This window comes from Novosphingobium sp. (genome assembly GCF_037133355.1).
Classification (GTDB): Bacteria; Pseudomonadota; Alphaproteobacteria; order Sphingomonadales; family Sphingomonadaceae; genus Novosphingobium.
Genome location: NZ_JBAXOI010000023.1, coordinates 1 through 26,499, shown reverse-complemented (window position 1 = coordinate 26,499; position 26,499 = coordinate 1). Strand labels below are relative to the sequence as shown.

Annotated in this window: 18 protein-coding genes and 1 tRNA gene; 9 read left to right on the top strand and 10 right to left on the bottom strand. The window is 62.9% G+C overall.

Annotated features, from left to right (window positions below; translation table 11 throughout):
* The first annotated feature begins 1,181 nt into the window (after nt 1-1,181).
* The gene (locus WCL10_RS18210; protein WP_336897068.1) at nt 1,182-2,567 is read left to right on the top strand and encodes a reverse transcriptase domain-containing protein; all 1,386 of its coding nucleotides are present in this window, start codon (nt 1,182-1,184) and stop codon (nt 2,565-2,567) included.
* 49 nt (nt 2,568-2,616) lie between these two features.
* On the opposite strand, the gene WCL10_RS18205 is transcribed toward WCL10_RS18210, so the two are convergent.
* Genes WCL10_RS18205 through WCL10_RS18195 form a run of 3 tightly spaced genes read right to left on the bottom strand, consistent with a single transcriptional unit; the run spans nt 2,617 to nt 3,909 of the window.
* The gene (locus tag WCL10_RS18205; RefSeq protein ID WP_336897067.1) at nt 2,617-3,153 is read right to left on the bottom strand and encodes a hypothetical protein; all 537 of its coding nucleotides are present in this window, start codon (nt 3,151-3,153) and stop codon (nt 2,617-2,619) included.
* Nucleotides 3,146-3,325: a hypothetical protein gene (locus WCL10_RS18200; RefSeq protein ID WP_336897066.1), complete on the bottom strand. Its 180-nt coding sequence runs from the start codon at nt 3,323-3,325 to the stop codon at nt 3,146-3,148. Before WCL10_RS18200 ends, WCL10_RS18205 begins: the two co-directional genes overlap by 8 nt.
* Before the next feature lie 14 nt (nt 3,326-3,339).
* Complete coding sequence (locus WCL10_RS18195; protein ID WP_336897065.1) at nt 3,340-3,909, bottom strand: recombinase family protein; 570 nt, start codon at nt 3,907-3,909, stop codon at nt 3,340-3,342.
* Between the two features lie 274 nt (nt 3,910-4,183).
* Between WCL10_RS18195 and WCL10_RS18190 the strand changes: the two genes are divergently transcribed.
* Both WCL10_RS18190 and WCL10_RS18185 read left to right on the top strand, forming a co-directional pair.
* Nucleotides 4,184-4,885, top strand: coding sequence for a hypothetical protein (locus WCL10_RS18190; RefSeq protein ID WP_336897064.1), 702 nt, complete (start codon nt 4,184-4,186; stop codon nt 4,883-4,885).
* A gap of 4 nt (nt 4,886-4,889) precedes the next feature.
* Nucleotides 4,890-5,870 (top strand): BsuBI/PstI family type II restriction endonuclease, encoded by a 981-nt coding sequence (locus WCL10_RS18185; protein ID WP_336897063.1) that lies wholly within the window; start codon nt 4,890-4,892, stop codon nt 5,868-5,870.
* Here WCL10_RS18185 and WCL10_RS18180 read toward each other — a convergent pair.
* A complete protein-coding gene (locus WCL10_RS18180) occupies nt 5,867-7,285 on the bottom strand; it encodes an Eco57I restriction-modification methylase domain-containing protein (protein ID WP_336897062.1) in 1,419 nt (472 codons plus the stop codon). The genes WCL10_RS18185 and WCL10_RS18180 overlap by 4 nt on opposite strands.
* A gap of 41 nt (nt 7,286-7,326) precedes the next feature.
* On the opposite strand from WCL10_RS18180, the gene WCL10_RS18175 reads away from it, so the two are divergent.
* On the top strand, nt 7,327-7,854 hold the full coding sequence (locus WCL10_RS18175; protein WP_336897061.1) for a DUF3489 domain-containing protein: 528 nt from the start codon (nt 7,327-7,329) through the stop codon (nt 7,852-7,854).
* A gap of 7 nt (nt 7,855-7,861) precedes the next feature.
* Here the strand turns inward: WCL10_RS18175 and WCL10_RS18170 are convergent, their stop codons facing one another.
* From WCL10_RS18170 to WCL10_RS18155, 4 genes are all read right to left on the bottom strand, one after another.
* Nucleotides 7,862-9,571, bottom strand: a complete 1,710-nt coding sequence (locus tag WCL10_RS18170) for a phage integrase SAM-like domain-containing protein (protein ID WP_336897060.1) — start codon at nt 9,569-9,571, stop codon at nt 7,862-7,864.
* Nucleotides 9,572-9,668: 97 nt separating this feature from the next.
* A tRNA-Ile gene (locus WCL10_RS18165) sits at nt 9,669-9,744 on the bottom strand.
* Nucleotides 9,745-9,793: 49 nt separating this feature from the next.
* Nucleotides 9,794-10,795, bottom strand: a complete 1,002-nt coding sequence (locus tag WCL10_RS18160; protein WP_336897059.1) for a polysaccharide deacetylase family protein — start codon at nt 10,793-10,795, stop codon at nt 9,794-9,796.
* A gap of 54 nt (nt 10,796-10,849) precedes the next feature.
* A complete protein-coding gene (locus tag WCL10_RS18155) occupies nt 10,850-12,643 on the bottom strand; it encodes a histidine kinase dimerization/phospho-acceptor domain-containing protein (RefSeq protein ID WP_336897058.1) in 1,794 nt (597 codons plus the stop codon).
* A 321-nt stretch (nt 12,644-12,964) separates the two neighbouring features.
* On the opposite strand from WCL10_RS18155, the gene WCL10_RS18150 reads away from it, so the two are divergent.
* Together WCL10_RS18150 and WCL10_RS18145 are read left to right on the top strand one after the other, a co-directional pair.
* Nucleotides 12,965-13,432, top strand: a complete 468-nt coding sequence (locus WCL10_RS18150; RefSeq protein ID WP_336897057.1) for an Lrp/AsnC family transcriptional regulator — start codon at nt 12,965-12,967, stop codon at nt 13,430-13,432.
* 268 nt (nt 13,433-13,700) lie between these two features.
* Complete coding sequence (locus tag WCL10_RS18145) at nt 13,701-18,071, top strand: calcium-binding protein (RefSeq protein ID WP_336897056.1); 4,371 nt, start codon at nt 13,701-13,703, stop codon at nt 18,069-18,071.
* Between the two features lie 70 nt (nt 18,072-18,141).
* Here the strand turns inward: WCL10_RS18145 and WCL10_RS18140 are convergent, their stop codons facing one another.
* Together WCL10_RS18140 and WCL10_RS18135 are read right to left on the bottom strand one after the other, a co-directional pair.
* A complete protein-coding gene (locus tag WCL10_RS18140) occupies nt 18,142-19,164 on the bottom strand; it encodes an aromatic ring-hydroxylating dioxygenase subunit alpha (protein ID WP_336897055.1) in 1,023 nt (340 codons plus the stop codon).
* Nucleotides 19,161-19,451: a chorismate mutase gene (locus WCL10_RS18135; RefSeq protein WP_336897054.1), complete on the bottom strand. Its 291-nt coding sequence runs from the start codon at nt 19,449-19,451 to the stop codon at nt 19,161-19,163. Before WCL10_RS18135 ends, WCL10_RS18140 begins: the two co-directional genes overlap by 4 nt.
* Before the next feature lie 102 nt (nt 19,452-19,553).
* Here WCL10_RS18135 and WCL10_RS18130 point away from each other — a divergent pair, with 102 nt between their 5' ends.
* The 3 genes from WCL10_RS18130 to WCL10_RS18120 all read left to right on the top strand — a co-directional run.
* Entirely contained in the window at nt 19,554-20,567 is a 1,014-nt protein-coding gene (locus WCL10_RS18130; protein WP_336897053.1) for a polyprenyl synthetase family protein, read from the top strand.
* A 750-nt stretch (nt 20,568-21,317) separates the two neighbouring features.
* The gene (locus WCL10_RS18125) at nt 21,318-21,542 is read left to right on the top strand and encodes a hypothetical protein (RefSeq protein ID WP_336897052.1); all 225 of its coding nucleotides are present in this window, start codon (nt 21,318-21,320) and stop codon (nt 21,540-21,542) included.
* Nucleotides 21,543-21,621: 79 nt separating this feature from the next.
* Nucleotides 21,622-26,499: choice-of-anchor I family protein (locus tag WCL10_RS18120; RefSeq protein ID WP_336897051.1), on the top strand; the 4,878-nt coding region annotated here is incomplete at its 3' end.

Genomic DNA, 26,499 nt, shown 5'->3' with positions numbered 1-26,499 from the left:
GCACGGCTACATCGCTCTTACAGAGTGGACACGTAGTGTGCATGGTTTTTTCCCATCAAGTCAGAGGCTTATGTGAGATCTATAGAAGAGTCCTGGTCCATCTAGCAGTGGGTACCACATAACTTTTATTTATAATAATAGTTATATATTGAATATATAAAAGGTAAGGCCGTGAGACGAATCCGCAGGGGGGACGCCGCACTACGCAGCGGGGTTATGGATCGCCGCCTCAGGTAAGGTCGCGCGCGTCCGGGTTGATGGGGCAACGGCCGCAAGCGGTGGGGCCCCCCAGAGGGGTGGAGCGTTACGCATCGCCCAGCGGGTGCCGGCGCCGATGGAAAGGCCCAGCTTGCGATTCACCCAGACTGGGAAACAGGCCCACGCCGGGAATCTGGCAACGCCGGGCGATAAGGGGGATGTGGTGGGCCCGGCAGGAAGGCCCACAACTTGTTCTAGAGGCATGAAAATCAAGGCATTATCGTTGCAACGGGTTGCACGATAGGACCACGTTTAGGACCACGCAAGGGGTCAGGGCGCATTGTCAGAGAGCACCACCCACCCTTTGTTTTCAGTGGCATGAAGCGTTTGGCGCGTACCTCGATATTCGCTGCTCGATGCGCCAGAAAGCCCGCTTGAAGCACTGTGGGTCTATTCCGGCACTGCGCGCCAACGGCGCTCGGGTTCGCTCTATGCGGGCAAAATCAGCCGGGGGTGCAGCGGTGCTTCCGTGTTCCAGCGTTTCATTTGCGTAGTTGTTACGTCGCTCGTTACATGGAAGGCTGATCCGCGATTTGTTGGCAGGAGGCTGACTGTTCTCGGAAGGGAACCGCGCGTGATTTCAAGCGCCAGCCCTCGCATCACCGCCAATCGTAGAGAAGCCTACTTGATGGATTGGTAGGGCGTTTCGGCATCCGGTTAGGCGAATGTAAACTCTGCTTCGCCATTGTTGCTGGATGGCTTCGGAACCTCCTACGGCGATCCGGCGAACACCGCTGCATCCGTTGCCTGCGATGCCGCAAGGGGCCACGGCGGAACGTGATGCGAGGCCATCTTCTGGTCGATCCCCGATCTATTCGCGGTCGCACCTCAATCGACCGACAGGCCAGCCGCCTAGCGAGCCGTCGCCGCGAACACGAGCCTATCAGGATTTCGCCACAGCATATCCCGACTTCATCAGGCAGATGGCCGTCGCTCGGCGTTACAAGACGACCGCGATGTCCCGGCTTTCCGGAATGGGCCGCCAGCAACAGCGCAGCGAGATACGCCGACTGCTCTCGTCTCGCCGGTTAGCTCGCTATTACGCCTATCAGGCTGTCCTTCGTTGCGGGCAGATCGGCAACGCCACGCCCGCGTCGATTGAAGCCATCGCCGACCAGTGCGACCCGTTTGCGCCTTGCCGTGAGCGCACAACGTGGCGGCACGTCCAGAAAGGCGGCAAGGTCCGCCTTGTCCAGCAGTTCCGCCCCATCAAGCGCATGATGCAGGCATTTGTTGCTGACATCATCAGCGCCATCCATTCTCCCCGTGCAGAGCAATATCTCTTCCACGGTGGGATACCGGCAGCCCTCAAGGCCGCCGAAGCCGCCTACACTGATGGATACACGCACGCTGTGGAGGTTGACGCGGTCGGCTTCTACCACAACGTGCGCCAAGACGTGTTGGCGGGATTGCTGCTGCCCTTACCGGCAGCGGTCACGCACTACGTGGTCTGTGATGCGGTGACACCCATGCCGTCATCGACGACTACTGTATCTATGCGTGGCATCAGTCCTCTCCCCGATGCTCAAATGGGCATACCGTTGGGTGCCGGTTCTTCTCCAGTTGCCGGAGAGGTCGTGATCGCCAACCTGCTGGCCGCAGCCCCAACCGCGATGGGCTGCAAGATCATTACCTATGCCGACAATCTGCTCGTCTTCGGACGATCTGCGCAGGAAGCGACCGAGAACGCAGAACACCTGTTGACGTTGGCCAGCGCGCCAGCCGATCCTGCCGAAGGGGCATCGGGGTCGAGGACATCACCATATCCAACATTGCGCGTGATTGGGCGCGGACGGTTCGCGGGCGGCGGCTCGTCGGACGATGACTTTTGGGCAGGCGTCAGCTTTGTCGGCCAGGTTGGCGAAGTGCAGCCAGACGGCTCGTTTTCGTGGCGGCCATCTGACGGCAAGATGGAAGAGCATAGCGACGCCGACATGCTGCACACGCCGCAGCATCGCCCGATTGACCGCCTCGCTCCGATAGCCCGCATTACGCTGGCCGAACGAAAGGTGGCCGCACGCCGTCGCGCCTACCCCTTTTGGCAAGACGGTGACGTATGGGAAGCTCGCAGGCTGGCCGATCTAGCCAGTGCCCGTTTTCTCCACCAGCCCAACGCCGCCAACCGGGCGGCGGCCTGCCAAGCCTTGATGGTCGCCTTCCTCTTTTCTGGCCAAAGCGAGCCTATCACGGACTTGATACCCGACTATGGGCGGCGGTGGGAAGATAGGCGACAACAACTCACCGACGCAGCCAATGCTCTGCTGGAGCGTATCGGCTCGCTTCGAGCCACCGATGAGGCCGCAGAATAGCGCATCAGGTTTACGACGCCGGTTGCGCCAGCAACTTCGTCGGTGACGCTCACCCGAGTTGGCTCACGTCAAACGGGTCGTCTTGCGTGGCGAGCCAAAGCGACTGCTCGCGGGAAAGCTCGGTCATGGCGATTTTCGTGAACCAAGCGCCCTCGTATGCGTGCTCGTGTGCGCGGGCCATCCATGCCGAGGGATCGTAGAACCTGCGGTGGATGAGCCGGTGACAAGACCGGCAGATTGGCATGGCGCTGCACGGGCGGAAGTAGTTACAGTTGTGCGCGCCGACAAACCGGGTGGAGCAACAGACCGAGCAGAACTTGGGCCATGGGATCAGACCAAGCTCCCTACCGACTACGTACCGGTTGCCGCAGTCGCGGCGTTCCTGCCCGGTCGCGCCATTGTAGCTTTTCAGGATCGGGTAGCGGCTGATCGGGATTGGGTGCCCGGCACGAATGGCGGCGCGCACCTGAACATCAACCGCCCGGTCATCCCATCCGTCCATTTCCCAATAGCCAACTGGCCGCACCGGCTTGTCGCCGAGATCGAGCTTGGACTGCGCGATGAAACGCTGCTTGCGATCAGTCATCGGCTTCGCCAAGCCTGATTTTGATCTCGCCGACGATGCCATCCATGGCGGTGATGGCCATCCGGAGGTGGCAGGCCATTGCCCGCTGCATGTCCTGTGAGTTGTCCCTGCGTTGGCCCTCCACGGTGATCGCTATGGCGTCCTCCAGCATGGCAGTGGCGTCCGCGAACATGTGCGGGACGGTCTTCACGCTGCGCGCTCGGCAACGATCCTGTGCACCGATGCCCGGCTGATCCCTAGCCGTTCCGCGATGGCGGTAGCGCCGACACCCGAAGCCCTCATTTCGTGGACCTGCGGAGCAAGCCGCTTCGCGGTCGGTGCCCGGCCCCGGTATTTCCCATCGGCCTTGGCTTTGGCGATGCCGATCTTCTGGCGTTCGAGCATGACAGCGCGTTCAAACTCGGCGACAGCGGCGAACATGGTCAGCAACATCCGGCCTGTCGGAGATTTTGTGTCAACCTCGGTCCCGCCGAAGTCGAGGATGCGCAAGCCGACACCCTTCGCCTCCAGCTTTGCGACAATGGCCAGCAGGTCCGACGTGGAGCGGGCAAGGCGGTCGATCTTGCAGACCACTAGCGTATCGCCCTCGCGCACGTAATCGAGCGCCGCCTCCAGTTGGTCGCGCTGGACGACTGATGACACCATCTCCCCGAAGACCTTGGAGCAACCTGCCGCCGCCAGTTGCGCGTGTTGGGCTTCGTATCCGGCGACCTGCTCACTGGTGGATGATCGCCGATAACCAACCTGTGTAAGCATCTGATAAGCCTCGCTTTTCGTCTATGAAGCGATGCCACAAAGTCGAGCCCAAGTCACTATTCGGACATGATTTTTTGTCAGACGAAGGCCCCGCAGAGGCCGGATTGCAGGACTTGAGAGCAACGCTCTACGGTCACGCCTAGAGGGCCAACACGGTGCAGCGGCGCACATGGTTCTATGATCCTGCGCGACAATGCCTCACTCGGTTCCAGCCCATTCCAGTGAGACGGGTTTTCGCGGTCGCGCGCTTGTCGCGCTGGGGCAAGGTCTTTTGATGCGAGACGCCAGCGGTGGTGGTGACGGAATAGATGATGTAACTGGCCGTCATTCAGATCATGGAGGTACGAGTTTGGACCCGAGGGCGCTCGAAAAGGCAAGGAGTAGGCTTCGGAACATCGACAAGGCTATCCGGGAGCTAGATGCGGGCGGCACCTTCGAGGCGTTTACCGATGCGTGGTTCTCATTTCTGACGGCCTACAAGTCGATCTACACGGCTCTCGAACAAGGTGCGAAAGTCTCACCGCAGTCCCGTCAGTGGTTTGGTTCAAAATCTAGCGAACGCAGGGCCGATGAACTGCTTCAATACCTGTATCAAGCGCGTAACGATGAAGAGCACGGACTTGAGAACGCAACGAAAGCGGTGCCCGGACGGGCGACCTTGGAGATCGTAGTTCCGGACAGTCTGCAAATCGACCTCTCCAATGTCGTTTTCGATGGCAATACCGCGCGACTGCCAAACGGCGATATGGCCAAGGTCATTGAGAACATACCGCCGCACGTCATCCTCATCCCTGTTCAAGATCGTGGCCGGAATGAGTATCGGCCTCCAACAGCGCATCTTGGCAAGTCCATACAGGATGCGTCGCCGTTGGGAGTTGCTAGGCTGGCGCAAAGCTACATGGTGCGGATGGCCTATGAAGCCGAGCAACTTATTGCTGGCGACAATCGGGCTTCTGCCGATCACAAAGAGGAATGAGCCGATGGCGCTGCATGATACCGTTACTGCAATACGTCAGAAAACCGGTGGCACTCCGGATAGCTTCCAAGGCGTGACGAAGGTACGCATCCGCGAAGTTCTGACCGCGCTGCACCTCGGCACAAACAACGATCTCGTGGATGGCGTTTTCGCGCTGCTCGACGATCAGACGGATAGCTGGTTCTCCAAGGCTCCCGCTGGAACGAAGTTCGCGGATGGCGCTACCACGGCCCATCTGGCCTGCCACATAGGCATCCTGCAACGTGGGCATACCAAACTAGACCGCGAGGGCCGGGATTATTGGATCAAGCCGCTGCGCGAGCTTGGCGGGTTCGAGGCCATCACGTTGCAGGATGGCGCGTTCATCTCCGGGCACGTCAAAGCCAAGTCGCCCAACTCCAGCTATCGCCTGAACGAGGGCTTGAAAGCGATCTTGAAGGCCCCAGCGGGTAAATGGGCGGCGATGCTGCGCGAATGGGCACAAGAGGACGTGGCTCGCGAACGGCGTTCGTTTCAGGCCGAGATGGCCGAAGCTGCCCGCAAGCAAATCGACAACGGGCACGCGGACCTCATCCGCGCCAGCGCCGATCACTATGCGCCCCGCTTCTTGCCCGGCTTTCAGGTGCTTTACATCGACGATAGCGATGGCGACCGGATCACAGCGGCGGAGCGCAAGAAACTGGCCGCAGCCGGGATCGAGCTACTGTTGGAGGATGCCATGCCTGACGTGCTGCTTTGGCATCCCGAGACCGACCATATTTGGGTGATAGAGGCCGTGACCAGCGACGGAGAGGTCGATCTGCACAAGGTGGCGCAGATGACAAGGCTCGCCGCCCGATGCGGCAAGGCAGGCGTCGGCTTCACTACGACCTATCGTTCATGGAAAGAGGCCGCTGCCCGGCAAGGGGTTCAGACCAATCTCGCCGTTGGCAGCTACCTCTGGATACAAGGCGACCCGGCCAAGCAGTTCAAAGTGGAAGGCTAGAGCAGCGCGCGCACGGCGGCGTCGATGTCGGCGGCGTCCGCTAGTGCCTCAAGCTGGGCGATGGTCGGGTAGTGCAGGTTCCGCAGGTCGGTCGCGTTGACCTGCGTGTGGCCGGAGAACGTGCGGAAATACTCATCCACGGCTTCGGAGTTGAGGTAGGCGGCAAGGCCCAGCGCAAGCCGCTGCGGCAAACCGCGCCCACCTGCGTGAAAGTAGTTCAGGTGGTTCTCGAACCCCACGCGCCCACCTTCATAGATGGCGGCAACAAGGCGGCGCTTCTCTTCCTTTGCCGAGAACCGCTTGGTCAGGACGTAGGTTCCGCCCGGCACGATCAGCGATGCCGTGGCCGGATTGTCGGCCAGCGCGTTATGCTTTTTGAAGTCCGAGATTGCGCCACCGACGCGCCCGTTCTCGAAGTGAGCCGGGTAGATCAGCGGGACGGTGCCCACGCCGGGCATCTTGCGGAGGTGTTCTTTCGCACGAAAGTCCACGACCCGCCCCGTGGAAACGGCAATGCCGAGATCAACCAATCGGCATGGCAGTGCCTGCACCTGTTGGGCCAGGTCGTTTCCGGCCACCGGCAAGCGGATGAAGCGATGACGATCTTGCGGGGAGACAATCTCTGCGAACGCAACATCGCGGGCCATGCCAGCGTCGGTTGACAGCCGAACTGTGCCCTGATCGCCGTCCTTGCGGAGTTGGAAGATCAGGTTCTCTTGCAGGACATCGTCATCTTTGAAGGTCGTACGCCGATCCTCAAAAACGTGAAGTGCCTGCAAGGCGCACTCGCCAAGGATTAGATCGCGGATCGGCTGGTAGTAGGGGCCGTTGCAGAATGACCGGGGCGTGATGGCGACCAGTTCGCCACCCCGTTCCATTTGGAGCACGGCGAGGCCGACGAAGGCGGTATAGAGGTTGACTGTTTCGATCCCCAGCGTGCGCAATGCCGCCCGCCAATCCGAACCGGAGCCGATCTTTGCATACGGCGGATTGAGGATCACGCAGTTGTAGGCGCGCCGTTCTGCGAGCAACGGTTGGCAAGTGTCCAAGATGTAGTCAGCGAGCATAACGCGCGATTGGAATGCGATACCAATCTCTGCGCACTGGTCGGCGCAGGCCGCCAAAGTCTCGCGCAAGATCACCGCCAGCGACGGATCAACCTCATAGGCGGTGACGTCTATCGACTTCGGCTTTCGGGTCCGCTTACACGCCTCCAGAACGAAGGCTGCGGTGAGCGCGCCCATGCCCGCGCCCGCGTCGAGCAAGCGCACGTCGTCTGGTAGTTCGCCGAACTTGGATGCCATAAACTCGGCGATCTTGCCCGGCGTCATGAACTGCCCCAGCTTGGACCGCTTCTTGGGGTCGAGCGTTGGCGATACGTCGAGGCGGGTTTGATCGAGTTGGGCAGTCAGCATGATCGTTCCTTACGTCGTGAACATAGCAGGAACACAAAGTGATGCCAAGCAGCACTCCCATCGCCCGTCACACGCTTCAAACACAGCCTAGCTCCAGTTTAGCTCCATGTCGTGGCTCTGGGGCCTCTCCTTCCACAGTTGGACCACCGGAAAGGTGTCCTGTCGGCAGCCGAGATCGTCCCCGGACCAGAACAGAGGTGAACCGCCTTTGGCTCCGTTTTCGCCTGTTTTCCCTGCTGTGGACGTGCTCTAAGGACAGAACTTCTTCCGGAAGTTGCAAGGCCGAAACGAGCGTGAGCGAACTTAGACCACCACGACCGGGAACGAAGCAGGCATTGCTGATAGGACTTCTGCGCAGCGAAGCCGGAATATCCATCCGTGACTTGGCCTTGGCCACCGGTTGGCAAGCCAACACTGTGCACGCTGCGCTGACCACTCTGCGGAAAGTAGGCTACCCGATTACCTCCTGCATGGCAGATGGTGGATCTCGTTATCGGTTGGTTGACCAGCCCAAGCCTTTGAACCCCGGATATGAGCGCATCCGAGGCGAAGGACGGGCCGAGAGCTAGTTTCGGTTCATACGGCGCTTCCCGTTGTGAACATCACCTCGGGCAACTCCAGTCCCTTGAAATCAACCCTCCCGATGGCAGCGGCCAGTTTCGTCACCGTGTATTTTGAGCCGTAGTTCTTCGACACTCCCGGCGATACCCGGCCCGTGATGACGTTGCCTATGGGAGTGTCGGCAAAGTCGATCTCCTTGAGACCATCCTCGAAGGTGTGGCGAAAGCTGTGAAAGCACAACGCGGTCCCCTTCAAACCCAGCCGATCAATCAGCCGGGTGAACCACTTGGATGTTGGATCGCCCCAGTTACCCAGCTTGTTAGGCGATACATCCGGGAACAGCAACTCGCGCCCCGATGCGCGGGCTTCTTCGACGTAATCCCAGAAGCCTAGCTTGATCAGACTTGGATGGACCGGCACCATGCGGCTCTTGTCATTCTTCATGTCCCGGACGCCGGGCCGATGACGAAAATCGAACAGGCGAACCCCGTGTTCTTCGATCATCTCGCTGACCAACTGGCCGCATATCTCGGTAAGGCGCGCGCCGGAGAAGAGCGAGATCAAAGGTGCCCAGTAGCGAGACGGGCGCGTCACAGCCGCGCCGGGACCGCTGCTCCAAGGTTCGCAGGCAAAGATGGCATTGAGTTGGTGGACCTTGAACGGGTCACGCTTGTCTTCGTCGGCGACGGGGTCTTTGACCTCGATCTTGGCCATGGGGTTGCCGACGATCCAGCCCTGATCGCGCCCGTAGCGGATGATCGCGCCTAGCTTGCTCAAGTGGCTGTTGACGGTTGCCGGGCTGATCTTTGGGAGACCCTCACGAGCGGCGATGTCTATTGCTTCCATCAGCGTCTTGCCGCGTGTGGCGGGGCGTTTCTGATAGTTGGACGGCACCTCAAGCAGATGTTTTCGGACGCCGATACAGAAGTCGGTGTCAATATCAGCGAGTGGGGTGTCCTTGCCGCACAGTTCTTCGATCACCCGGAAGATGATGGTGTAGTTCTTGGTGGTCGAGGTTGACCAGTTGACATCGCGCGCCGACGTGAACTTGGTGACGAGATCGCCCAAGGTCATGGAGGGCTTTGAAGGGACGGGCGGGGCAGGTCCGAACATTGGGTCGGCGTCTGGGTCCGGTCCCCTGATGCCCTGCAACTGCCTTACCTCATTCCGATAGCACTGGGTGCGTGCTCGGATCATCAAGCCGCAGAGATCGTAAAACAACTCGTCGTCAGGGGCGAGCGTCCAGCCATACTCATCGCAAAGGCGCTCGGCATCACCAGCCATGATCGACCAAGCGCCATTTTCGTGGGCGCTGACCTGATTTTCGATCATGGATTGAAAGCCCGCAATCCGGTTCGGGAGTGTTCGAGGATTATCTCCTGTGGGGTAGGCCACTTTGCCGCGCATGTTCCGGGACATTCGCAGAAAGTGAGCGTAGCAAGCCGCGTGCACCTGCTCCGGCGTCGGTCGATTGCGGGTGTGATTTGGTCGGTGATTATCGGTGCTGCCACTTTCCCGCGCGGCCTCAAGTTGAGCCAAAAACCCAGCCAGAACACCGGGGTGCTTTTTGCCCACCTGCCTCATGTCGCTTCCCAGCGACTTTTTCAGTTCCCCTTTACCAACAATGGCCTTCAACGGCTGCGGCACTTGCACGCGCACCTCATAACTGTGGCCGCGCTGATACAGGTAGTCGTAGCCTTCGACCCGCCGCTTTGATGCACTCATGTTTGGCCCCTATTTAGGACCAACCATAGGACCAAGTGGTTGACGAAACCCCAACACTTCCGGGAGTTTCCGGGAAATGCTGGGGTTTGGGAGGCGGTGGTGGGCCCGGCAGGATTCGAACCCGCGACCTAGCCGTTATGAGCGGCCAGCTCTAACCGCTGAGCTACAGGCCCACCTTGGCCGCGTGAGTTAGTGCGCCGGTGCGGGCTTGGCAAGCGGGGCTCAAACTTGCGCGGCGGCCATGATCTCGGCGACGCTGGCGGGGCGGACATGCCGCTGCTTGAGATAGGCGAAGACCGCGCGCCACCAGTCGTAGAGCTGGTCGAGCCCGTCCGCATCTCGCACGTAGGGGGTAAGGCCGGGGCGCAGCGAGGGGCTGTGGAACGAGAACACCAGCAGCGGCAGGTGGTCGTCGAGCGCGATGTCGATGCCCTTGATCGCCTCCTCGATGCTCACGCCTTCGGGGGTGAGCGGAATACGCTCGAGCAGTGACATGCGCGCAAGCAGACCGCGCAACTTGGGCATGCGCCACATAGCGGGATACAACAGCGGGCCCTGACGGCGCAGCACACCCCAATAGACTGTGGTGAGCGGTACTTCCATCAGCCCGGCGGCGCGGTCGATCCACCAAGGCACGACCGGGTGGTCGCGGAAATTGGGGCCGCCAGTTGAACTGTAGTCAAAGCGGGCGCGCACCGACGTGTCGATGGCGAGACCTGCCTCGCGCAGAATGCCCGCGCTGGCCGGACCGACGCCGTAGCGCCCTGCGCGGTAGATCAGCGGGGCGGTGCCGAAAGCGCGTTCGATCGCGTCTTTCAGGGTATTGAACTTGGCCGCTTCCAGTTCGGGCGGCAAATTGCCGGCGTAGCTGTTGAAGCCGTTCACTTCCTCGTCGTGCGGCGGGCTGACCCAGGGGTGGAGCTGCACACCGATCTCGGCGCGACCTGCGGTAACCGCCGCCCCCAGCGCCTCGACCACGGTGGGATCGGTCGCGATGGGGTAGTCGATCAGGTAGATCGGCGCGATCCCGAGCCCCTCGCAGAACTGCTGGAACCTGGCGAGGCGCGGCACGTGGCTGAGGCCGTGGCCGGTGCGGCCGAGCGGTTGGGTCCAGTCGAACTCTTCCTCGGTATCGACGGTGACGATGAAGCGCTGGCCGAAGCCCGCGTCAAAGCGCACGCGATCCGCCTCGCCCGGCACATCGAGAATATTCGGCAGCGCCACTCCCCGGATGTCTCCTAGCACGTCTGGTCCATGGCTCGGCCGACCTGCATTTACTTAAAGGATGTGGCTAAGTGTCTGCGGCGCGTCGGTCAAGAGTGGCAGCGTGACGTCAATCGTCGCGGCGCCTCGCTCCGCGACCCCGCCCAGGGCGCGGAACTCGGCCAGGGCGAGGCGCAGGGCAAAGCCGCCGCCCAGCATGGCCGCGCCGCCGCCAGCCATTCCGGCCATTCCCTCGCCCCCCGTAAGTGCGGCATCTTCGCGACCGGCGATCGCGGCGGGCAGCGGCAGCACGAGCCGCGCCTGACCAGTGGCGGCTTGCAAGGTCAGCGCCAGATCCTCGCCGGGGACGGCCATGCTCGCAGCGAGCGAAAGGAGCCGCCACAGCGGTCGTTCCAGCTCCTCGCTCGCCGCACCGACGGGAAGCGGCCCATCGGGCAGAACGCAGCGCAGGCGCACTTCGCGCGGGGCGAGCACCGGATCGAGCTGGTGCACCAGCCGGCCCACCAGCGCGCCGATGTCAGTCTCGTCCGCAGCGTTGGCAGGCGCCTTGCCGGCCGGTGCGGCTTCGAGCACGGCCAGGCGCTCGACATCCTCGAAGCCCGCCAGCATGCGCGCCGCATCGGACGCGATCCCGGCGGCGAGGCTGCGGTACTGGTGGGGCGTGGGGCCGAGCAACTGCTGCTGGATCAGTTCGGCAAAGCCCTGGATCGCATTGATCGGCGTGCGCAGCTCGTGCAGCATCTGGCGCAGGCGATCGGCGCTGCGGCCGGGCGTGTCGTCGTTGGCCGGCTTGGCGGTTGCTGCGGCAGGCGGGCGTCGCAGGCGTGCATGGTACCCCATGAAATGCCCCGCATCGGCGGAAAAGCGCGGTACCGCATCGATCCGCCAGGTTCCCTTAACGTCCGCCGTAGCCCCGGTGCCTTCCAGCGTGAGGTGCCCGCCCGCAATTGGCAGCCGCGCAAGTGCTGCACCGCGAGTGGCTGGATCGCATGCAATCGGCGCATCGGGATCGGCAGCGAAGGGCCTGAGGCCGACGAACGCCGGAGCGCAGGCGCGGTCCGCTGCGACCACGGTGCCATAGGCATCAAGCGTAAGGTCGATCGCGGTGACCGGGCGCGGGGCGGGCTGCGGTTCGTCGGCGAAAGGCAGTCGGGTCTGCATCGCCGGTTCGCCCGGGGCATCGACGGTCTGCGCCGCACGTGCGCGCTGAAAGGCCTCTATCCGGCGGATGATCGCGCTGATGCCCTCTCCCGCCGCGAAGGGCGCCGGGCGTGGCGGAGCGAGCGGGGCCGGCTCTTCCGGAGCGGGAGGGGCGGCTGGTGCAAGGACGGGCGGCATGTCCTCAACGGGGGCAGTCTGCGGCAGCGGCGCCAGTTCCGGCTGCTGAGCCAGCGCCAGCGGTTCGAACCCTTCCGGCAGGGGCAGAGCGAAATCAGTGATCCCCAGCCGCGCGAGCAGTGCCTCGACCGCTTGGCCAAGATCGCGGCGGTGGCGCAGGAAGCCGCGTGCAGGCACCGGCAGGTTGGGGATCAGGCTGAGCCATTCCTGCTCGGCAAGGCGGGCGCTCATCATCGCGGCCAGTGCCGTTTTGGGACTGGCCGCGGCAAGGTGCGCAACAAGATGTGGTGAACGCAGGCTGCAGGTGCGGATCAGTGCGGCACTTGGCGCATCGCCGAGCATGGCGCCCAGCGAATCGATCCGGTCCAGCGCGGCAGCGTGCGTGCCGGTCCAATGCGGGGTGGGCGTGCGGCCGAGCAAGTCCACAAGCTGGCGCATCTGCGTGGCAATCGCGCCTGGTCCGGCCGCGACGGTGCGCAGCACGGTTTCAAGGCGATCGTCGACAATCATGCGCTCTCCGCGTCGCGGACGCGCGCGAAGGCGCCGCCCGTGGTGGTTACCGGGACCCTAACAAAATGCGCGGGGTCGGGAAGGGTCCTGTTGATTGCGTTGCATTGTGGGACGATTGCGATATTAAACAACAAAATTATCGTTCGCAGCCGCACAAGGTGTGGAAAGTTACCAAGATTGGCCGGATTACCCCCTGCATGCCGACCGCTGCGGCGGCATGATGCGGTAGGCCGTTAACCAGTGACCGGATCGCTTTTGGCAGGTTCGGCGGCGGGGTGGCGGAATTCGGGCAACCGGGCACACGCAGGGCACAAGAGGATCATGGCAACACTCGACGGGATCGATCGGCGGCTGCTCGCCGAACTGCAGGACGAAGGCCGCGTGACCAATGTGGAGCTGGCGCAGCGCGTCGGCCTCACCGCGCCGCCCTGCCTGCGGCGGGTGCGAGCGCTGGAAGAAGCCGGGGTAATCCGCGGTTATCATGCCGATCTGGACCCTTCCAAACTGGGCTTTGCCATCACCGTTTTCGCGCTCGTCAGCCTGAAGAGCCAGGCCGAGGAATCGCTTCGCCAGTTCGAGGAGCACATGCGCACCCTCCCCGAAGTGCGCGAATGCCACATGCTCAACGGCGAGATCGACTTCATCCTCAAGATCGTCAGCCGCGACCTGCAGAGCTTCCAGGAGTTCCTCACGAGCAAGTTGACGCCTGCGCCCAATGTGGCGAGCGTCAAGACCTCGCTTACCATCCGCACCGCCAAGCAGCTGCCCGGCGTGCCACTGGGCGATTAAGCGGGGCGGTCACCGCCCTCTACGTAGATATCCTGATCATCGCGCAAGGAATGCGGCCAGGTACGCTTTACCTTGCCGGCCTGCAGATTGCCTGCATTTCCCCGCATATCCGCCGCTTGCGCCGCGCTGAAAGCCCCGCGGTGCAGCGGAGAATTTTAACGCTTATCCGCTAGGTCCGGCCCGAATGGCATGACGTGCACCTGCCGCCGTTAACGAGGCCCCGTGCCTGTTAACCAGCAAGCGGCGCGGGGGCAGTTGGGGACGCGGAATGGTGGAATTTGTAAAATCTGGCAGCGAGTTCCTGGTCAACACCCAGGTCACGGGCTTCCAGGACCTGCCTTCGATCACGGGTTTGACCGGCGGCGGTTTCGTCGCGACCTGGGTGGACTATTCCGCGCCCAGCGGGCTCGGCGTGGCCAAGGCACAGATCTACAACGCAGCCGGTGCCAAGGTCGGCAGCGAGTTCGCCGTGCTGAATGGCATGACAGCCGATCAGTCTCTCCCAACGATCGCCAGCCTTTCCAGCGGCGGGTTCGTGGTGACCTGGACCGAAGCGGGCATCCAGTCGGATTACAAGATCAAGGCTCAGGTCTACAGCGCGGCAGGCGCGGTGACGACGCCGGCATTCCTGGTCAATTCACAGACGTGGACACAGCAGGGCGGCAACAACCTGCCCGGAAATCACAATCCGACGATCACCGGCCTTGCCGGCGGCGGCTTCGTGGTGACCTTGCAGGATTATGCCGGATCGGCCGGCGATACGAGCGGTGCCGGCGTGCTGGCGCAGGTCTATAGCGCCGCAGGTGTGGCGGCTGGCAGCGCGGTGCGGGTCAATACCCAGACCACCGGCGACCAGACCCAACCCATGGTGACGAGCCTGACGGGCGGCGGCTTCGTGGTGACGTGGATCGACGGCAATGCCACCGATCCCCAGACGGGCCAGCCCGCCGTGACCATGAAGGCGCAACTGTTCGACGCGGGCGGCGTCAAGGTAGGCGGGGAGCTGACCGTCGATGCCGAAGTGCAGAGCGATCAGTCGCTGCCTGCGGTGACCGGGCTTTCGACCGGCGGCTTCGTGGTGACCTGGCAGGATTCGAAGCCCGGCGTGGGCGAGCCCGATACACTCATCAAGGCGCAGATGTTCGACAGCGCCGGGGCCAAGGTGGGCACCGCGCTGACGGTGAGCGCGGCTAGTGCCGGCGAGCGCGATTTCCCTTCGGTCACCAGCCTGCCGAACGGCGGCTTCGTAGTGACCTGGCAGCATTTCGTGACCGCCACCGACAGCGACATCAAGGCGCAGATCTTCAACGGCGACGGCTCCAAAAACGGCACCGAACTGGTGATCAACACCGTCACCTCCGACTATCAGGAGCGCCCGGTGGTGAGCAGCCTGCTGGGCGGCGGCTTCGTGATCGCATGGGGCGACGGAAGCGGCCTGGGCGGGGATGCGGACGGCACGAGCATCAAGGCGCAGGTCTACAGCTACGGCGCCTACAGGATCATCACCGGCACCGCCGGCGTCGATACGCTGACCGGCGACGGGCGCGACGACCAGATCCTTGGTCTTGGCAGCAATGACACGCTGAACGGGATGGGCGGCAACGACCTGCTCGACGGAGGCACCGGCAACGACACCATGGTCGGCGGGCTGGGCGATGACCTATATGTCGTCGATGCGGCCGGCGACGTGGTCACCGAACAGGCCGGGCAGGGCACCGATACGGTCGAGACGACGCTGGCAAGCTATACGCTGGGCAGCAATGTCGAAAACCTGACCTTCACCAATGGCGGCGCCCACAGCGGCACGGGCAACACGCTGAACAACGTGCTGATCGGCAATACCGGCAACGATTCGCTTAATGGCGGAACGGGCGCGGACCGCATGGTCGGCGGACAAGGCAACGATACCTACACCGTCGACAATGCGGGCGACACGACGATCGAGGCGGTGGGCGAGGGCACCGATACCGTCTCCTCCTCGATCAGCTGGACGCTTGCCGCCAATGTCGAAAACCTGACTCTGACAGGTACTGCCGCGCTCAGCGGCACTGGCAATGCCGATGCCAATGTGCTCACCGGCAACGGCGCGAACAGCGTGCTGATCGGGCTTGGCGGCAACGATACGATCAACGGCGCGGCGGGTTCCGACACGATGGTCGGCGGGCAGGGCAACGATACCTATTTCGTCGAGAACGCAGGCGACGTGGTCACCGAACTGGCGGGCGAGGGGACCGATCTGGTCAACACCTCGATCAGCTGGACACTGTCTGCCAATGTCGAGAATCTGACGCTGAGCGGCACTGCCGCGGTCAACGGCACCGGAAACGGCGATGCCAATGTGCTCACGGGAAACAGCGGCAATAACGTCCTGACCGGCCTTGGCGGCAACGATACGTTGAACGGCGGCGCGGGCGTGGATACCATGGTCGGCGGGCTCGGCGACGACAGCTATGTGGTCGACAACGTGGGCGACGTGGTCACCGAACTCGCCGCGCAAGGTACCGATCTCGTGACGAGCGCGGTGACCTACACGCTTTCGGCCAATGTCGAGAACCTCACGCTGTCCGGGAGCGCGGTGATCAACGGCACCGGCAACGGCGATGCCAATGTGCTTGTCGGCAACAGTGCGAACAACGTGCTGACGGGGCTTGGCGGCAACGACACGCTGAACGGCGGCAGCGGCAACGACACCATGGTCGGCGGGCTGGGCGATGACACCTATGTCGTCGATGCGACCGGTGATGTGGTGACCGAAGCGGTGGGCGAAGGCACCGACACGGTGCAGACCGTGCTCGCAGCCTATACGCTCGCCGCCAATGTCGAGAACCTGACCTTCACCAACAGCTCGGCGCACAGCGGGATCGGCAATGCGCTCAACAACGTCATCACCGGCAACAGCGGCAACGACGTGCTCGATGGCGGCGCGGGGGCCGACACGCTGATCGGCGGCGCGGGCAATGACAGCTATGTCGTGGACAATGCCAGCGACGTGGTGACCGAGGCGGCCGGCGGGGGGACCGATCTCGTGACGAGTTCGGTGACCTGGGTGCTCGGGGCCAATATCGAGAACCTCACGCTTTCGGGCTCGGCGGCGCTGGGCGGCAGCGGCAATGACAATGCCAACGTGCTCACCGGCAACAGCGCGAACAACGTGCTGAGCGGGCTTGGCGGCAATGACACGCTGAACGGCGGAGCGGGCAACGACACCATGGCTGGCGGGCTTGGCGATGACATCTACGTCGTCGATGCCAGCGGCGACGTGGTCAGCGAGCAGGCCGGGCAGGGCACCGATACAGTGCAGACCGTGCTGGCGGCCTACACTCTGACCACCAATGTCGAGAACCTGACTTTCACCAACAGCTCGGCGCACAGCGGGACAGGCAACACGCTCAACAACGTGATCACCGGCAACAGCGGTAACGACGTGCTTGATGGCGGAGCGGGGGCGGACACGCTGATCGGCGGCGCGGGCAACGACAGCTACGTGGTCGACAACGTGGGCGACGTGGTGACCGAAGCGGCGGCGCAGGGCACCGACCTCGTCACCGCCTCGATCAGCTGGACGTTGGGGGCCAATCTCGAGAACCTCACGCTTTCGGGCACCTCGGCCATCAACGGCACCGGCAACGGCGATGCCAACGTGCTGACCGGCAACAGTGCCAACAACGTCCTTACCGGCCTTGGCGGCAACGACACGCTCAACGGTGGTACGGGCAACGACACGCTGGTCGGCGGGCTGGGCGATGATATCTATGTCGTCGATGTGGCCGGCGATGTGGTCACCGAAGCGGTCGGCGAGGGCACCGATGCGGTTCAGACCGTGCTCGCCGCCTACACGCTGGGCGCCAATCTCGAGAACCTGACCTTCACGAACAGTTCCTCGCATAGCGGGACCGGCAACACGCTGGCCAATGTGATCACCGGCAACAGCGGCGCCGATGTGCTCGATGGCGGCGCTGGGGCCGATACGCTGGTCGGCGGCGCTGGCAACGACAGCTATGTGGTCGACAACGCGGGCGACGTGACCACCGAGGTGGCGGGCGGGGGAACCGATCTTGTCACCGCCTCGCTGAGCTGGACGCTGGCCGCCAACGTCGACAATCTCACGCTTTCGGGGACTTCGGCCATCGACGGCACCGGCAATGCTGATGCGAACCTGATCACCGGCAATACGGCAAACAATGTGCTGGCCGGCATGGACGGCAACGATACGCTGATCGGCGGGCTGGGCAACGACACGCTGCAGGGCGGCATCGGCAACGACCGGCTGACCGGCGGTAATGGCAACGATACATTGAACGGCGGCGCCGGGGCAGACACCTTCGTGTTCGACACCGCGCCCAATGCGTCAACCAATCTCGACACGGTGCAGGACTTCACCTCGGCGAGCGATGTGCTTTCGATCAGCCGCGCGGTGTTCACCGGCTTTGCCGCGACGGGTGCGATGAGCGTGGACGCCTTCTGGTCGGGCAACGGGGTGAACGCGGCGCACGATGCGACCGACCGGTTCATCTACAACACCGCGACCGGGGCGCTGTGGTATGACGCCGATGGCACCGGCGCGACCGCCGCGGTTCAGGTGGCAGTGCTGACAGGGGCGCCGACGCTTGCCTTCAGTGACTTCCTGATCGCGGTCTAGGAGCTCCCAATTCCGCTCACCCCGAGCTTGTCGAAGGGTTAGCAGGGGTGGGGTACCGTCTGCGGGAAGCTCAGCCTGCTGCCGCGATCATCCGCGCCAGCGTTTGGCGGAAGCGGTGCGAGGCGAGGTCGTTCTTGAGGTCGATCGTCGGCGTGGCGCTGGAGTCCATGCCGACTTGCACTGCGTTCAGGATCACGCGGTCTTCCTCGAAAGCGTGCCGCACGTCGTCAGTGAACTCGCGCGAGACGGCATCGTCATCAGGCGCGAAGTTCCGCAGCTGGAACCAGAAATAGCGCGTCTGCCGCGCGTTGACCGGGGTGAGGAAATTGAAGCTGTCCATCAGGAAAGCATCGGGGTGGAGCGGCCGGCCATGCCCGCCGGTGCCCGCCGGCACGAACACCGCCTTGATCACCGCGTTCGAGGGATAGCGCATCTCGTAATGCTGGTGGCGGTCGGCGCGGCCGGAGAATTTCAGATGCTTGGCGTAAAACGGTGCAGGCTCGACATCGACCAGCCAGCGTGACGCCGTCACACCCCCGGGCGCGGAAGTCGTCTCGATCGGCACCGCCCCGCAGGCCGCGTCGCCAAACGAGCCGGGGTGGACCCAGGTTACGTGGGTCGGATCAAGCAGGTTGTCGACCACGTAGAGGTAGTGGCAATCGACCGTCATCACCGGGCCGCGATTGTAACCCCAATCGGGGGCGCCCCATTGCGGGATGTCGATAAGTGTCGCCGGATCGGCGCGTGCGGGATCGCCCATCCAGATCCACACGAGGCCGTAGCGTTCGGCAAGCGGAAAGGCGCGTACGCAGGCCTTGGGCGGGATCGCCGCCTGGGTCGGCGCGGCTATGCAGGTGCCGACGGCATTGAACGTGAGGCCGTGGTAGCCGCAGACCACCGCATCATCCGCCAGCCGCCCCATCGAGAGCGGCAGCTTGCGGTGGGGGCAGGCATCCTCGAGCGCGGCGGGTGTGCCATCGGCGCGGCGGAAGAGGACCACGCGCGTCCCCAGAATTTCCAGCGGCACAAGCTGCCCGGGCGCTATCTCCTCCGCCCAGGCCGCGACGTACCACGCATTCTCGAGGTAGCTCACCCCGCCGCCCCGGCGGCCTGCTCGTGATGGCGGATCACTTCCTCGATAATGAAGCGCAGGAACTTCTCGCTGAATTCGGGATCGAGCTTGGCATCGACCGCAAGGGCACGCAGCCGGGCGATCTGGCGCTCCTCCCGCGAGGGGTCGCTGGCCGGCAACTGGTGCGCCGCCTTGTAGGCGCCGACCGCCTGGGTGATGCGGAATCGCTCGGCGAGGATGTGGATCATCGCCGCGTCGATATTGTCGATGCTCTGGCGAAAGCCTGCCAGCACCGGGTCTTCGCTCATCCCAAATCTCCCTTCGACGACCCTGTGCCGAGGGGCATGGGCCCCACAGTGGCACAACTTGCATCTTGCCAAGCGCCGGTGGGCAGGCCAAGCGAGCGGGTGATGACCGCGACCATCCATCCGCTCCCCCGCCGCGCCGAGCCTTCGCTGCAGCCGCTCATGGCGCTCGTGGCCGATGACATGAACAGTGTCAACGAAGTGATCCTGAGCCGGATGCAATCGCGCATCCCGCTGATCCCGGCGCTTGCCGGCCATCTCATCGCCGGCGGCGGCAAGCGCATGCGCCCGATGCTGACCCTCGCGAGCGCCTCGCTGCTGGGCTACGGCGGCAGCCGGCACTACAAGCTGGCGGCGACGGTGGAGTTCATCCACACCGCGACCTTGCTGCACGACGATGTTGTCGACGGCTCAGACATGCGGCGCGGCAAGAAGGCCGCCAACATCATCTATGGCAATCCCGCGACCGTGCTTGTCGGCGATTTCCTTTTCAGCCGCAGCTTTGAACTGATGGTCGAGGACGGCAGCCTCAAGGTGCTGCGCATTTTGTCCAACGCCTCGGCCGTGATCGCGGAAGGCGAAGTCGACCAGCTCGTCGCGCAGCGGCAGGTGGAAACGAGCGAGGAGCGCTACCTCGCGATCATCAACGCCAAGACTGCCGCACTGTTTGCCGCCGCCTGCCGCATCGCTGCGGTTGTCGCGGAGCGCAACGAGGCGGACGAGCTCGCGCTCGATTCCTACGGCCGCAACCTCGGCATCGCGTTCCAGTTGGCAGACGATGCGATCGACTACGATTCGGACGCCTCCGAAATGGGCAAGGACCAAGGCGACGACTTCCGTGAAGGCAAGATGACGCTGCCGGTGATCCTCGCCTACGCGCGCGGATCGGCAGAGGAGCGTGCGTTCTGGCAGGAAGCAATTGCCGGAGACCGCAACAGCGATGCGGATCTGGCCCATGCCGTTTCGTTGATCCGCAAGCACGAGGCGGTGAACGCCACCCGCGAACGCGCGCGGCACTATGCCCAGCGCGCGATCGATGCGATTGCCAAATTCCCTGCGGGCGCGGCCAAGGCTGCGATGACCGAGGCGGCGGAGTTCGCCGTGGCCCGGCGGTACTAACGCACCTTCCGAACATTCGTGATCACCGCAACAGAGCCGATTTCGGCCCGGCCTGACGCGCGCGCACTACTCGTCCACGATGACAGGCGCCAGCGGTCTTCCCGATGCGATCGCGGTTAATCAGATTGGTCGGGCGGCGCTCCGAAAATGAACAAATGTTCATTTGCTTTTTGGCCATTCTATTTTTGCGCGCGACGCGCTGGTTACCTTGGTTATTGGGGCGATAAACTTTAACCGTACGGAGCGTTAAAGAATACTTAGGTATCTGTACTAAATCACGCGTGATCAATAAAGCGCGCTAGTTGTGCTGCGTGCGGACGATATTCACGCCGAAAGCTGGTAAGATTGCCTTTATTGATTATCGTGTCAAAGTGTGTCTGAAATATAAAATCCTATTGAATTTCGAGGTTATTGCAACCGGCGTTCAGAACTAGGTTGTTGTGCCGCAAACAGTCTTTGGAATGGCTGCAGAACCGTGCTGACACATTGGCAGTGTCACAGGAATTTCACGAATCACGGTTAGGTCCCGGTTAACAAGGGATTTCGTTTTTTAGATCGTCGGCCTGCGCGCGTAAACCGTGCGGCGGGTAGTCGTGTCTGAACTAACAGTCCTGCTTTTTATTGACCGTTGATTTCGGAGTATCGAAAATTCGGAAAATACGGTCGAACTATTCTATTTTTCTCGCCATCATTTACCTGTTCCGACCCTAACGCAATCACAAGATCTGAACCTCTGCTGAGAGCAAATCTATGCCTGCAATGATCGCCGGAACCGTCATTGACGACGTGGCCGATTCCACCCTCCAGGGGGTGAGCTCGCCGACCGCGACCAATGATGCCGTGCTGCTGCGCCTTGGCAATGTCGCCTCGGTGTTCAGCGGCGTCGGCGCCGAAATCATCGCATCCACTCAAGGCGGCGGGGCCGGGTCGATCCGTGCGTCGCTGGCCAGGCCGCTCATGCAAATCATTCCATAAGCCACGTGCGCCCTGATCGGACCGCACGCGACGACCTTACGCCACAACAAACACAACCAATCTTCTGGGGATCAAAATCATGCCGTTGACCACGACTCCTTCGAACGCCTTGGGCCTTACCCAGGTAAGCGCGTTGAAACTGCCGGGTGCTGAAATCTCGGCTTTCGATGCGGCCACCAAGACCCTCTGGGTGACGTCGCTCTCGGGCGTGCGGGTGGTCGATCTGTCCAATCCGGCCAGCCCGACGGTTACCCAGACGATTACCTTCACTGGCACTGCCGGCTCTTCAAATGACGTCAACAGCGTGGCGATCAAGAACGGAATTGTTGCCGTTGCTGTCAACGCGGCGACACCCACCGACAACGGCAAGGTGTTCCTGTTCAACACCGCTGGCACTCTGCTCAAGACCGTCGACGTCGGCGCGGTGCCCGACAATCTCGTGTTCACGCCCGACGGCACCAAGATCCTTGTCGCCAACGAGGGCGAACCGAACCTTGAGACGGCGGGTGCGCAGCTGACCACCAACCCGGTTGGCTCGATCAGCATCATCGACATCTCGACCGGCGCCGCCAATGCGACGGTGCAGACCGCCGGGTTCGATGCCTACAACAGCCAGGCCGCAACGCTGATTTCCAACGGCGTCCGCCTGTTCACGTCGGTTCCCGCCTTCTCGAGCGCCGGCACCACCGTCGCGCAGGATCTTGAGCCTGAATACATCGCCATTTCGCCGGACGGGACCAAGGCGCTGGTCACGCTGCAGGAAGCCAACAGCATCGCCATCGTCGATATCGCGACGGCCACCGTCACCGATATCAAGCCGCTGGGTCTGAAGGACTTCAGCACGCTGAAGTTTGACGGCAGCGACCGCGACAATGCTGCCGGCAACGGCACTTCGATCAACCTCCAGACCGGCGTGAAGGTGTTCGGCCTTTACCAGCCCGATGCCATCGCCAGCTTCACCACAGGCGGCCAGACCTATTACATCATCGCTAACGAGGGTGATGATCGCAACGACTTCCTCAACCCGGACGAGACCACCACGGTAGGCAACGCCGGTTATATCCTTGATCCGACCATCTTTCCCAACGCTGCGACGCTGAAGGGCACTGGCCCCAATGGTATCGGCCGACTGACCGTCTCCAATCTGCCCGGCCTGCGCGGCGATATCGACAATGACGGCAAAATCGACCAGATCATCACCTACGGCGGACGGTCGTTCTCGATCCTGGATGCCAACGGCAACCGCGTGTTCGACAGCGGCTCGCACATCGATGAGACCGTTGCTGCGATCTCGCCGCAGAACTTTGACGACACCCGCAGCGACAACAAGGGATCCGAACCCGAAGGCGTAACCACCGCCGTGATCGGCGGCAAGGTCTATGCCTTCGTCGGGCTCGAGCGCTTCGCCGGCACGATGGTCTACGACGTGACCAATCCGACCGACCCGAGCTTCGTGACGTTTGCCAGCAGCCCATCGGCCTTCACCGCCGGAGCCACCAACGGTTCGGGCTTCGGCACCGGTGACACGGCTTACCAGCGCCCCGAAGGCGGCATCTACATCAGTGCAGCAGACAGCCCGACCGGCAAGGCGCTCTATGTGGTGTCGAACGAAGGCACCGGCGGCACCAGCCAGGGCTCGATCGTGACCTATGAGGTCGCCGAAGCCGGCAACAGCGCGCCGACGATCACCAGCAACGACGGCGGGGATACCGCTTCGATCAACGTTGCCGAGAACAGCGCCGTGGTGACCACGGTAACCGCAAACGATGTCGATGCGGGCACGACGATCACTTATACGATTGCGGGCGGCGCGGATGCGGCCAAGTTTGCGATCAACTCCACGACGGGTGCGCTGAGCTTTGTCAACGCGCCGAACTTCGAGCGTCCGACCGATGCGGGCGGCAACAACGTCTATGACGTGATTGTCCGGGCCTCGGACAGCACCCTGAGCGACACGCAGGCGCTGGCGGTGACGGTGACGAACGTTGCGGACACGACGAGCAGCCAGACGCCTTATCTGGTTGGGACGCAGTCGAACGTGACGTTCCAGGCGATCATCACGACGGGCGATGCGACGAGCAAGGTTGGTGGTGGCACCTATCTGTTCGGCGGCATCCCCGATGGTCTGGGCATGTTCGACAACGGCGACGGCACGGTGACGGTGCTGACCAACCACGAGATCGGCAACACGCTGGGTGTGGTGCGCGATCACGGGGCGAAGGGCGCCTATGTTTCCAAGCTGATCATCAACAAGACCGACCTTTCGGTGATTTCGGGCGGCGATGCCTTCTCGACCTACAAGGCGTACAACCCCGTAACCGGGGCGTTCGAGACGGCGACCTTTGCGTTCACCCGCTTCTGCTCGGCTGATCTGGCCCCGACCAACGCGTTCTACAACGCGGCAACCGGCAAGGGCACGCAGGAGAAGATCTTTCTCACTGGCGAGGAAAGCGGCGCGGAAGGCAAGCTTCTTGGCGTGGTGGCGAGCGGTGCGGAGAATGGCACGGCTTACGAGCTGGCCGGGCTGGGCAAGTTCAGCCACGAAAATGCGGTCGCCAACGGCTTTGTGACGCAGGACAAGACGATCGTTCTGGGCACCGACGATTCGACGCCCGGCCAAGTCTATGTCTATATCGGCACTAAGACGGACACCGGCACTGCGGTGGAGAAGGCCGGCCTCACCAACGGCAAGCTCTTTGGCTTCAAGGTCGACAACCTCAACGCCTCGGGCAACGCGGAGACGAACGCAACCGCGGCGAACGGCACATTCTCGCTGGTCGATCTCGGCGATGTGAAGAGCAAGACCGGAGCCCAGCTGCAGTCCGCAAGCGATGCTGCCGGCGTGACGACCTTCCTGCGTCCGGAAGATATCAGCTGGGATCCTACCAACCCGGCGCGCGGCTACTTCGTGACCACGAACAACTTCACGTCGCCCTCGCGGCTCTATCAGTTCACCTTCAACGACATCGCCAATCCGGAAGCGGGCGGCACGATCACCGCGGTGCTTGATGGCACCGAAGGCCAGAAGATGCTGGACAACATCACGGTGAACGCCGACGGTAAGGTGATCCTGCAGGAAGACGTCGGCACTCAGGACCACTTGGGCAAGATCTGGCAGTACGATCCGGTGACGGACAAGCTGACGCAGATCGCGGTGCATGATCCGGCCCGCTTCCAGCCCGGCGGCGCGAACTTCATCACGAACGACGAGGAATCCTCGGGCGTCATCGATGTGACCGCGACGTTCGGCGATGCCAACACCAAGGCCTATCTGCTCGACGTTCAGTCGCACAAGTCGGTGGGCGGCGAACTGGTCGAGGGCGGCCAGCTGCTGCTGATGAAGGTGGCGCTCAACGCGCCGGTGATCACCAGCAACGGCGGCAATGCCACGGCCTCGATCTCGGTGGCGGAGAACGGCACGGCGGTTACCACGGTCGTCGCCACCGACGACGCAATCGACACGGTGACTTATGCGATCACCGGCGGCGCGGACGCCTCCGCGTTCGACATCAACGCCGCGACCGGCGTGCTCACCTTCAAGACCGCGCCCGACTTCGAGACGAAAGCCGATGCGGGCGCTGACAACGTCTACGATGTGACCATCACCGCTTCTGACGGCCTCAAGACCGACACACAGGACCTTGCGATCACGGTCACGAACGTGAACGAAGCGCCGGCGCCCACCGGCACCAAGGCCACTCTGGCGAACGGGACTGAGGACACCAGCTACACGGTGACCAAGGCGCAGCTGCTGCAGGGCTTCACCGACGTTGATGGCGATACGCTTTCGATCGGCTCGCTGAGCGTCAATAACGGCTCCGCGAGCCAGAACCTGGACGGCAGCTGGACGGTCTCGCTTCCTGCCAACTACAACGGCGCACTGGCCTTCACCTACTCGGTGGTTGACGGCAACGGTGGCAGCGTGGCCGCCTCGCTCACAGCAACCGTCGATGCCGTGAACGACGCCCCGGCGTTGACGGGCACCAAGGCCACGCTGGCGAACGGGACCGAGGACACCGACTACACGGTAACCAAGGCGCAGCTGCTGCAAGGCTTCACCGACGTTGACGGCGATACGCTCTCGATCGGTTCGCTGAGCGTCAATAACGGCTCCGCCAGCCAGAACCCGGACGGCAGCTGGACGGTCTCGCTTCCTGCCAACTACAACGGCGCGCTGGCCTTCACCTACTCGGTTGTCGATGGCAACGGCGGCAGCGTGGCCGGCTCGCTCACGACCACGGTCAATGCCGTGAACGACGCCCCGGCGCTCACCGGCACCAAGGCCACGCTGGCGAACGGGACCGAGGACACCGCCTACACGGTGACCAAGGCGCAGCTGCTGCAGGGCTTCACCGACGTTGAAGGCGATACGCTTTCGATCGGCTCGCTGAGCGTCAATAACGGCTCCGCGAGCCAGAACCTGGACGGCAGCTGGACGGTCTCGCTTCCTGCCAACTACAACGGCGCACTGGCCTTCACCTACTCGGTGGTTGACGGCAACGGTGGCAGCGTGGCCGCCTCGCTCACAGCAACGATCAACGCGGTGAATGATGTCCCGGTGATCGATTCCAACCTCGGCGGGGCCACCGCGGCCATCTCGCTCGCGGAAAACACCACCGCGGTGACGACCGTCCACGCGGTCGATGCCGATACCGGGACGACGCCGGCCTATTCGGTCGGCGGTGCCGATGCGGCGCTGTTTGCCATCGATGCGGTGACCGGCGCGCTGACGTTCAAGGTCGCCCCGAACTTCGAAGCTCCGGGCGATGTCGGCGCCAACAATGTCTACGATGTGGTCGTGACCGCCAGTGACGGCACGGCGACCGACACCCAGACGCTGACCATCACGGTAACCGATGTGCTCGAAACCACCGACCCGGTCGGCACGGCGGGCAACGACAAGATCATCGGCACGTCCGGTGCGGACAGCCTCTACGGCCTTCTCGGCAACGACACG

Excerpts from the sequence above, each read along its gene's own strand:
- WCL10_RS18170 (WP_336897060.1), bottom strand. The coding sequence starts at position 9,571 with ATGAGTGCATCAAAGCGGCGGGTCGAAGGCTACGACTACCTGTATCAG.
- WCL10_RS18145 (WP_336897056.1), top strand. The coding sequence starts at position 13,701 with ATGGTGGAATTTGTAAAATCTGGCAGCGAGTTCCTGGTCAACACCCAG.
- WCL10_RS18175 (WP_336897061.1), top strand. The coding sequence starts at position 7,327 with ATGCCAAGCAGCACTCCCATCGCCCGTCACACGCTTCAAACACAGCCT.
- WCL10_RS18155 (WP_336897058.1), bottom strand. The coding sequence starts at position 12,643 with ATGATTGTCGACGATCGCCTTGAAACCGTGCTGCGCACCGTCGCGGCC.
- WCL10_RS18205 (WP_336897067.1), bottom strand. The coding sequence starts at position 3,153 with ATGACTGATCGCAAGCAGCGTTTCATCGCGCAGTCCAAGCTCGATCTC.
- WCL10_RS18150 (WP_336897057.1), top strand. The coding sequence starts at position 12,965 with ATGGCAACACTCGACGGGATCGATCGGCGGCTGCTCGCCGAACTGCAG.
- WCL10_RS18190 (WP_336897064.1), top strand. The coding sequence starts at position 4,184 with ATGCGAGACGCCAGCGGTGGTGGTGACGGAATAGATGATGTAACTGGC.
- WCL10_RS18125 (WP_336897052.1), top strand. The coding sequence starts at position 21,318 with ATGCCTGCAATGATCGCCGGAACCGTCATTGACGACGTGGCCGATTCC.
- WCL10_RS18200 (WP_336897066.1), bottom strand. The coding sequence starts at position 3,325 with ATGTTCGCGGACGCCACTGCCATGCTGGAGGACGCCATAGCGATCACC.
- WCL10_RS18195 (WP_336897065.1), bottom strand. The coding sequence starts at position 3,909 with ATGCTTACACAGGTTGGTTATCGGCGATCATCCACCAGTGAGCAGGTC.
- WCL10_RS18185 (WP_336897063.1), top strand. The coding sequence starts at position 4,890 with ATGGCGCTGCATGATACCGTTACTGCAATACGTCAGAAAACCGGTGGC.
- WCL10_RS18210 (WP_336897068.1), top strand. The coding sequence starts at position 1,182 with ATGGCCGTCGCTCGGCGTTACAAGACGACCGCGATGTCCCGGCTTTCC.
- WCL10_RS18135 (WP_336897054.1), bottom strand. The coding sequence starts at position 19,451 with ATGAGCGAAGACCCGGTGCTGGCAGGCTTTCGCCAGAGCATCGACAAT.
- WCL10_RS18130 (WP_336897053.1), top strand. The coding sequence starts at position 19,554 with ATGACCGCGACCATCCATCCGCTCCCCCGCCGCGCCGAGCCTTCGCTG.
- WCL10_RS18180 (WP_336897062.1), bottom strand. The coding sequence starts at position 7,285 with ATGCTGACTGCCCAACTCGATCAAACCCGCCTCGACGTATCGCCAACG.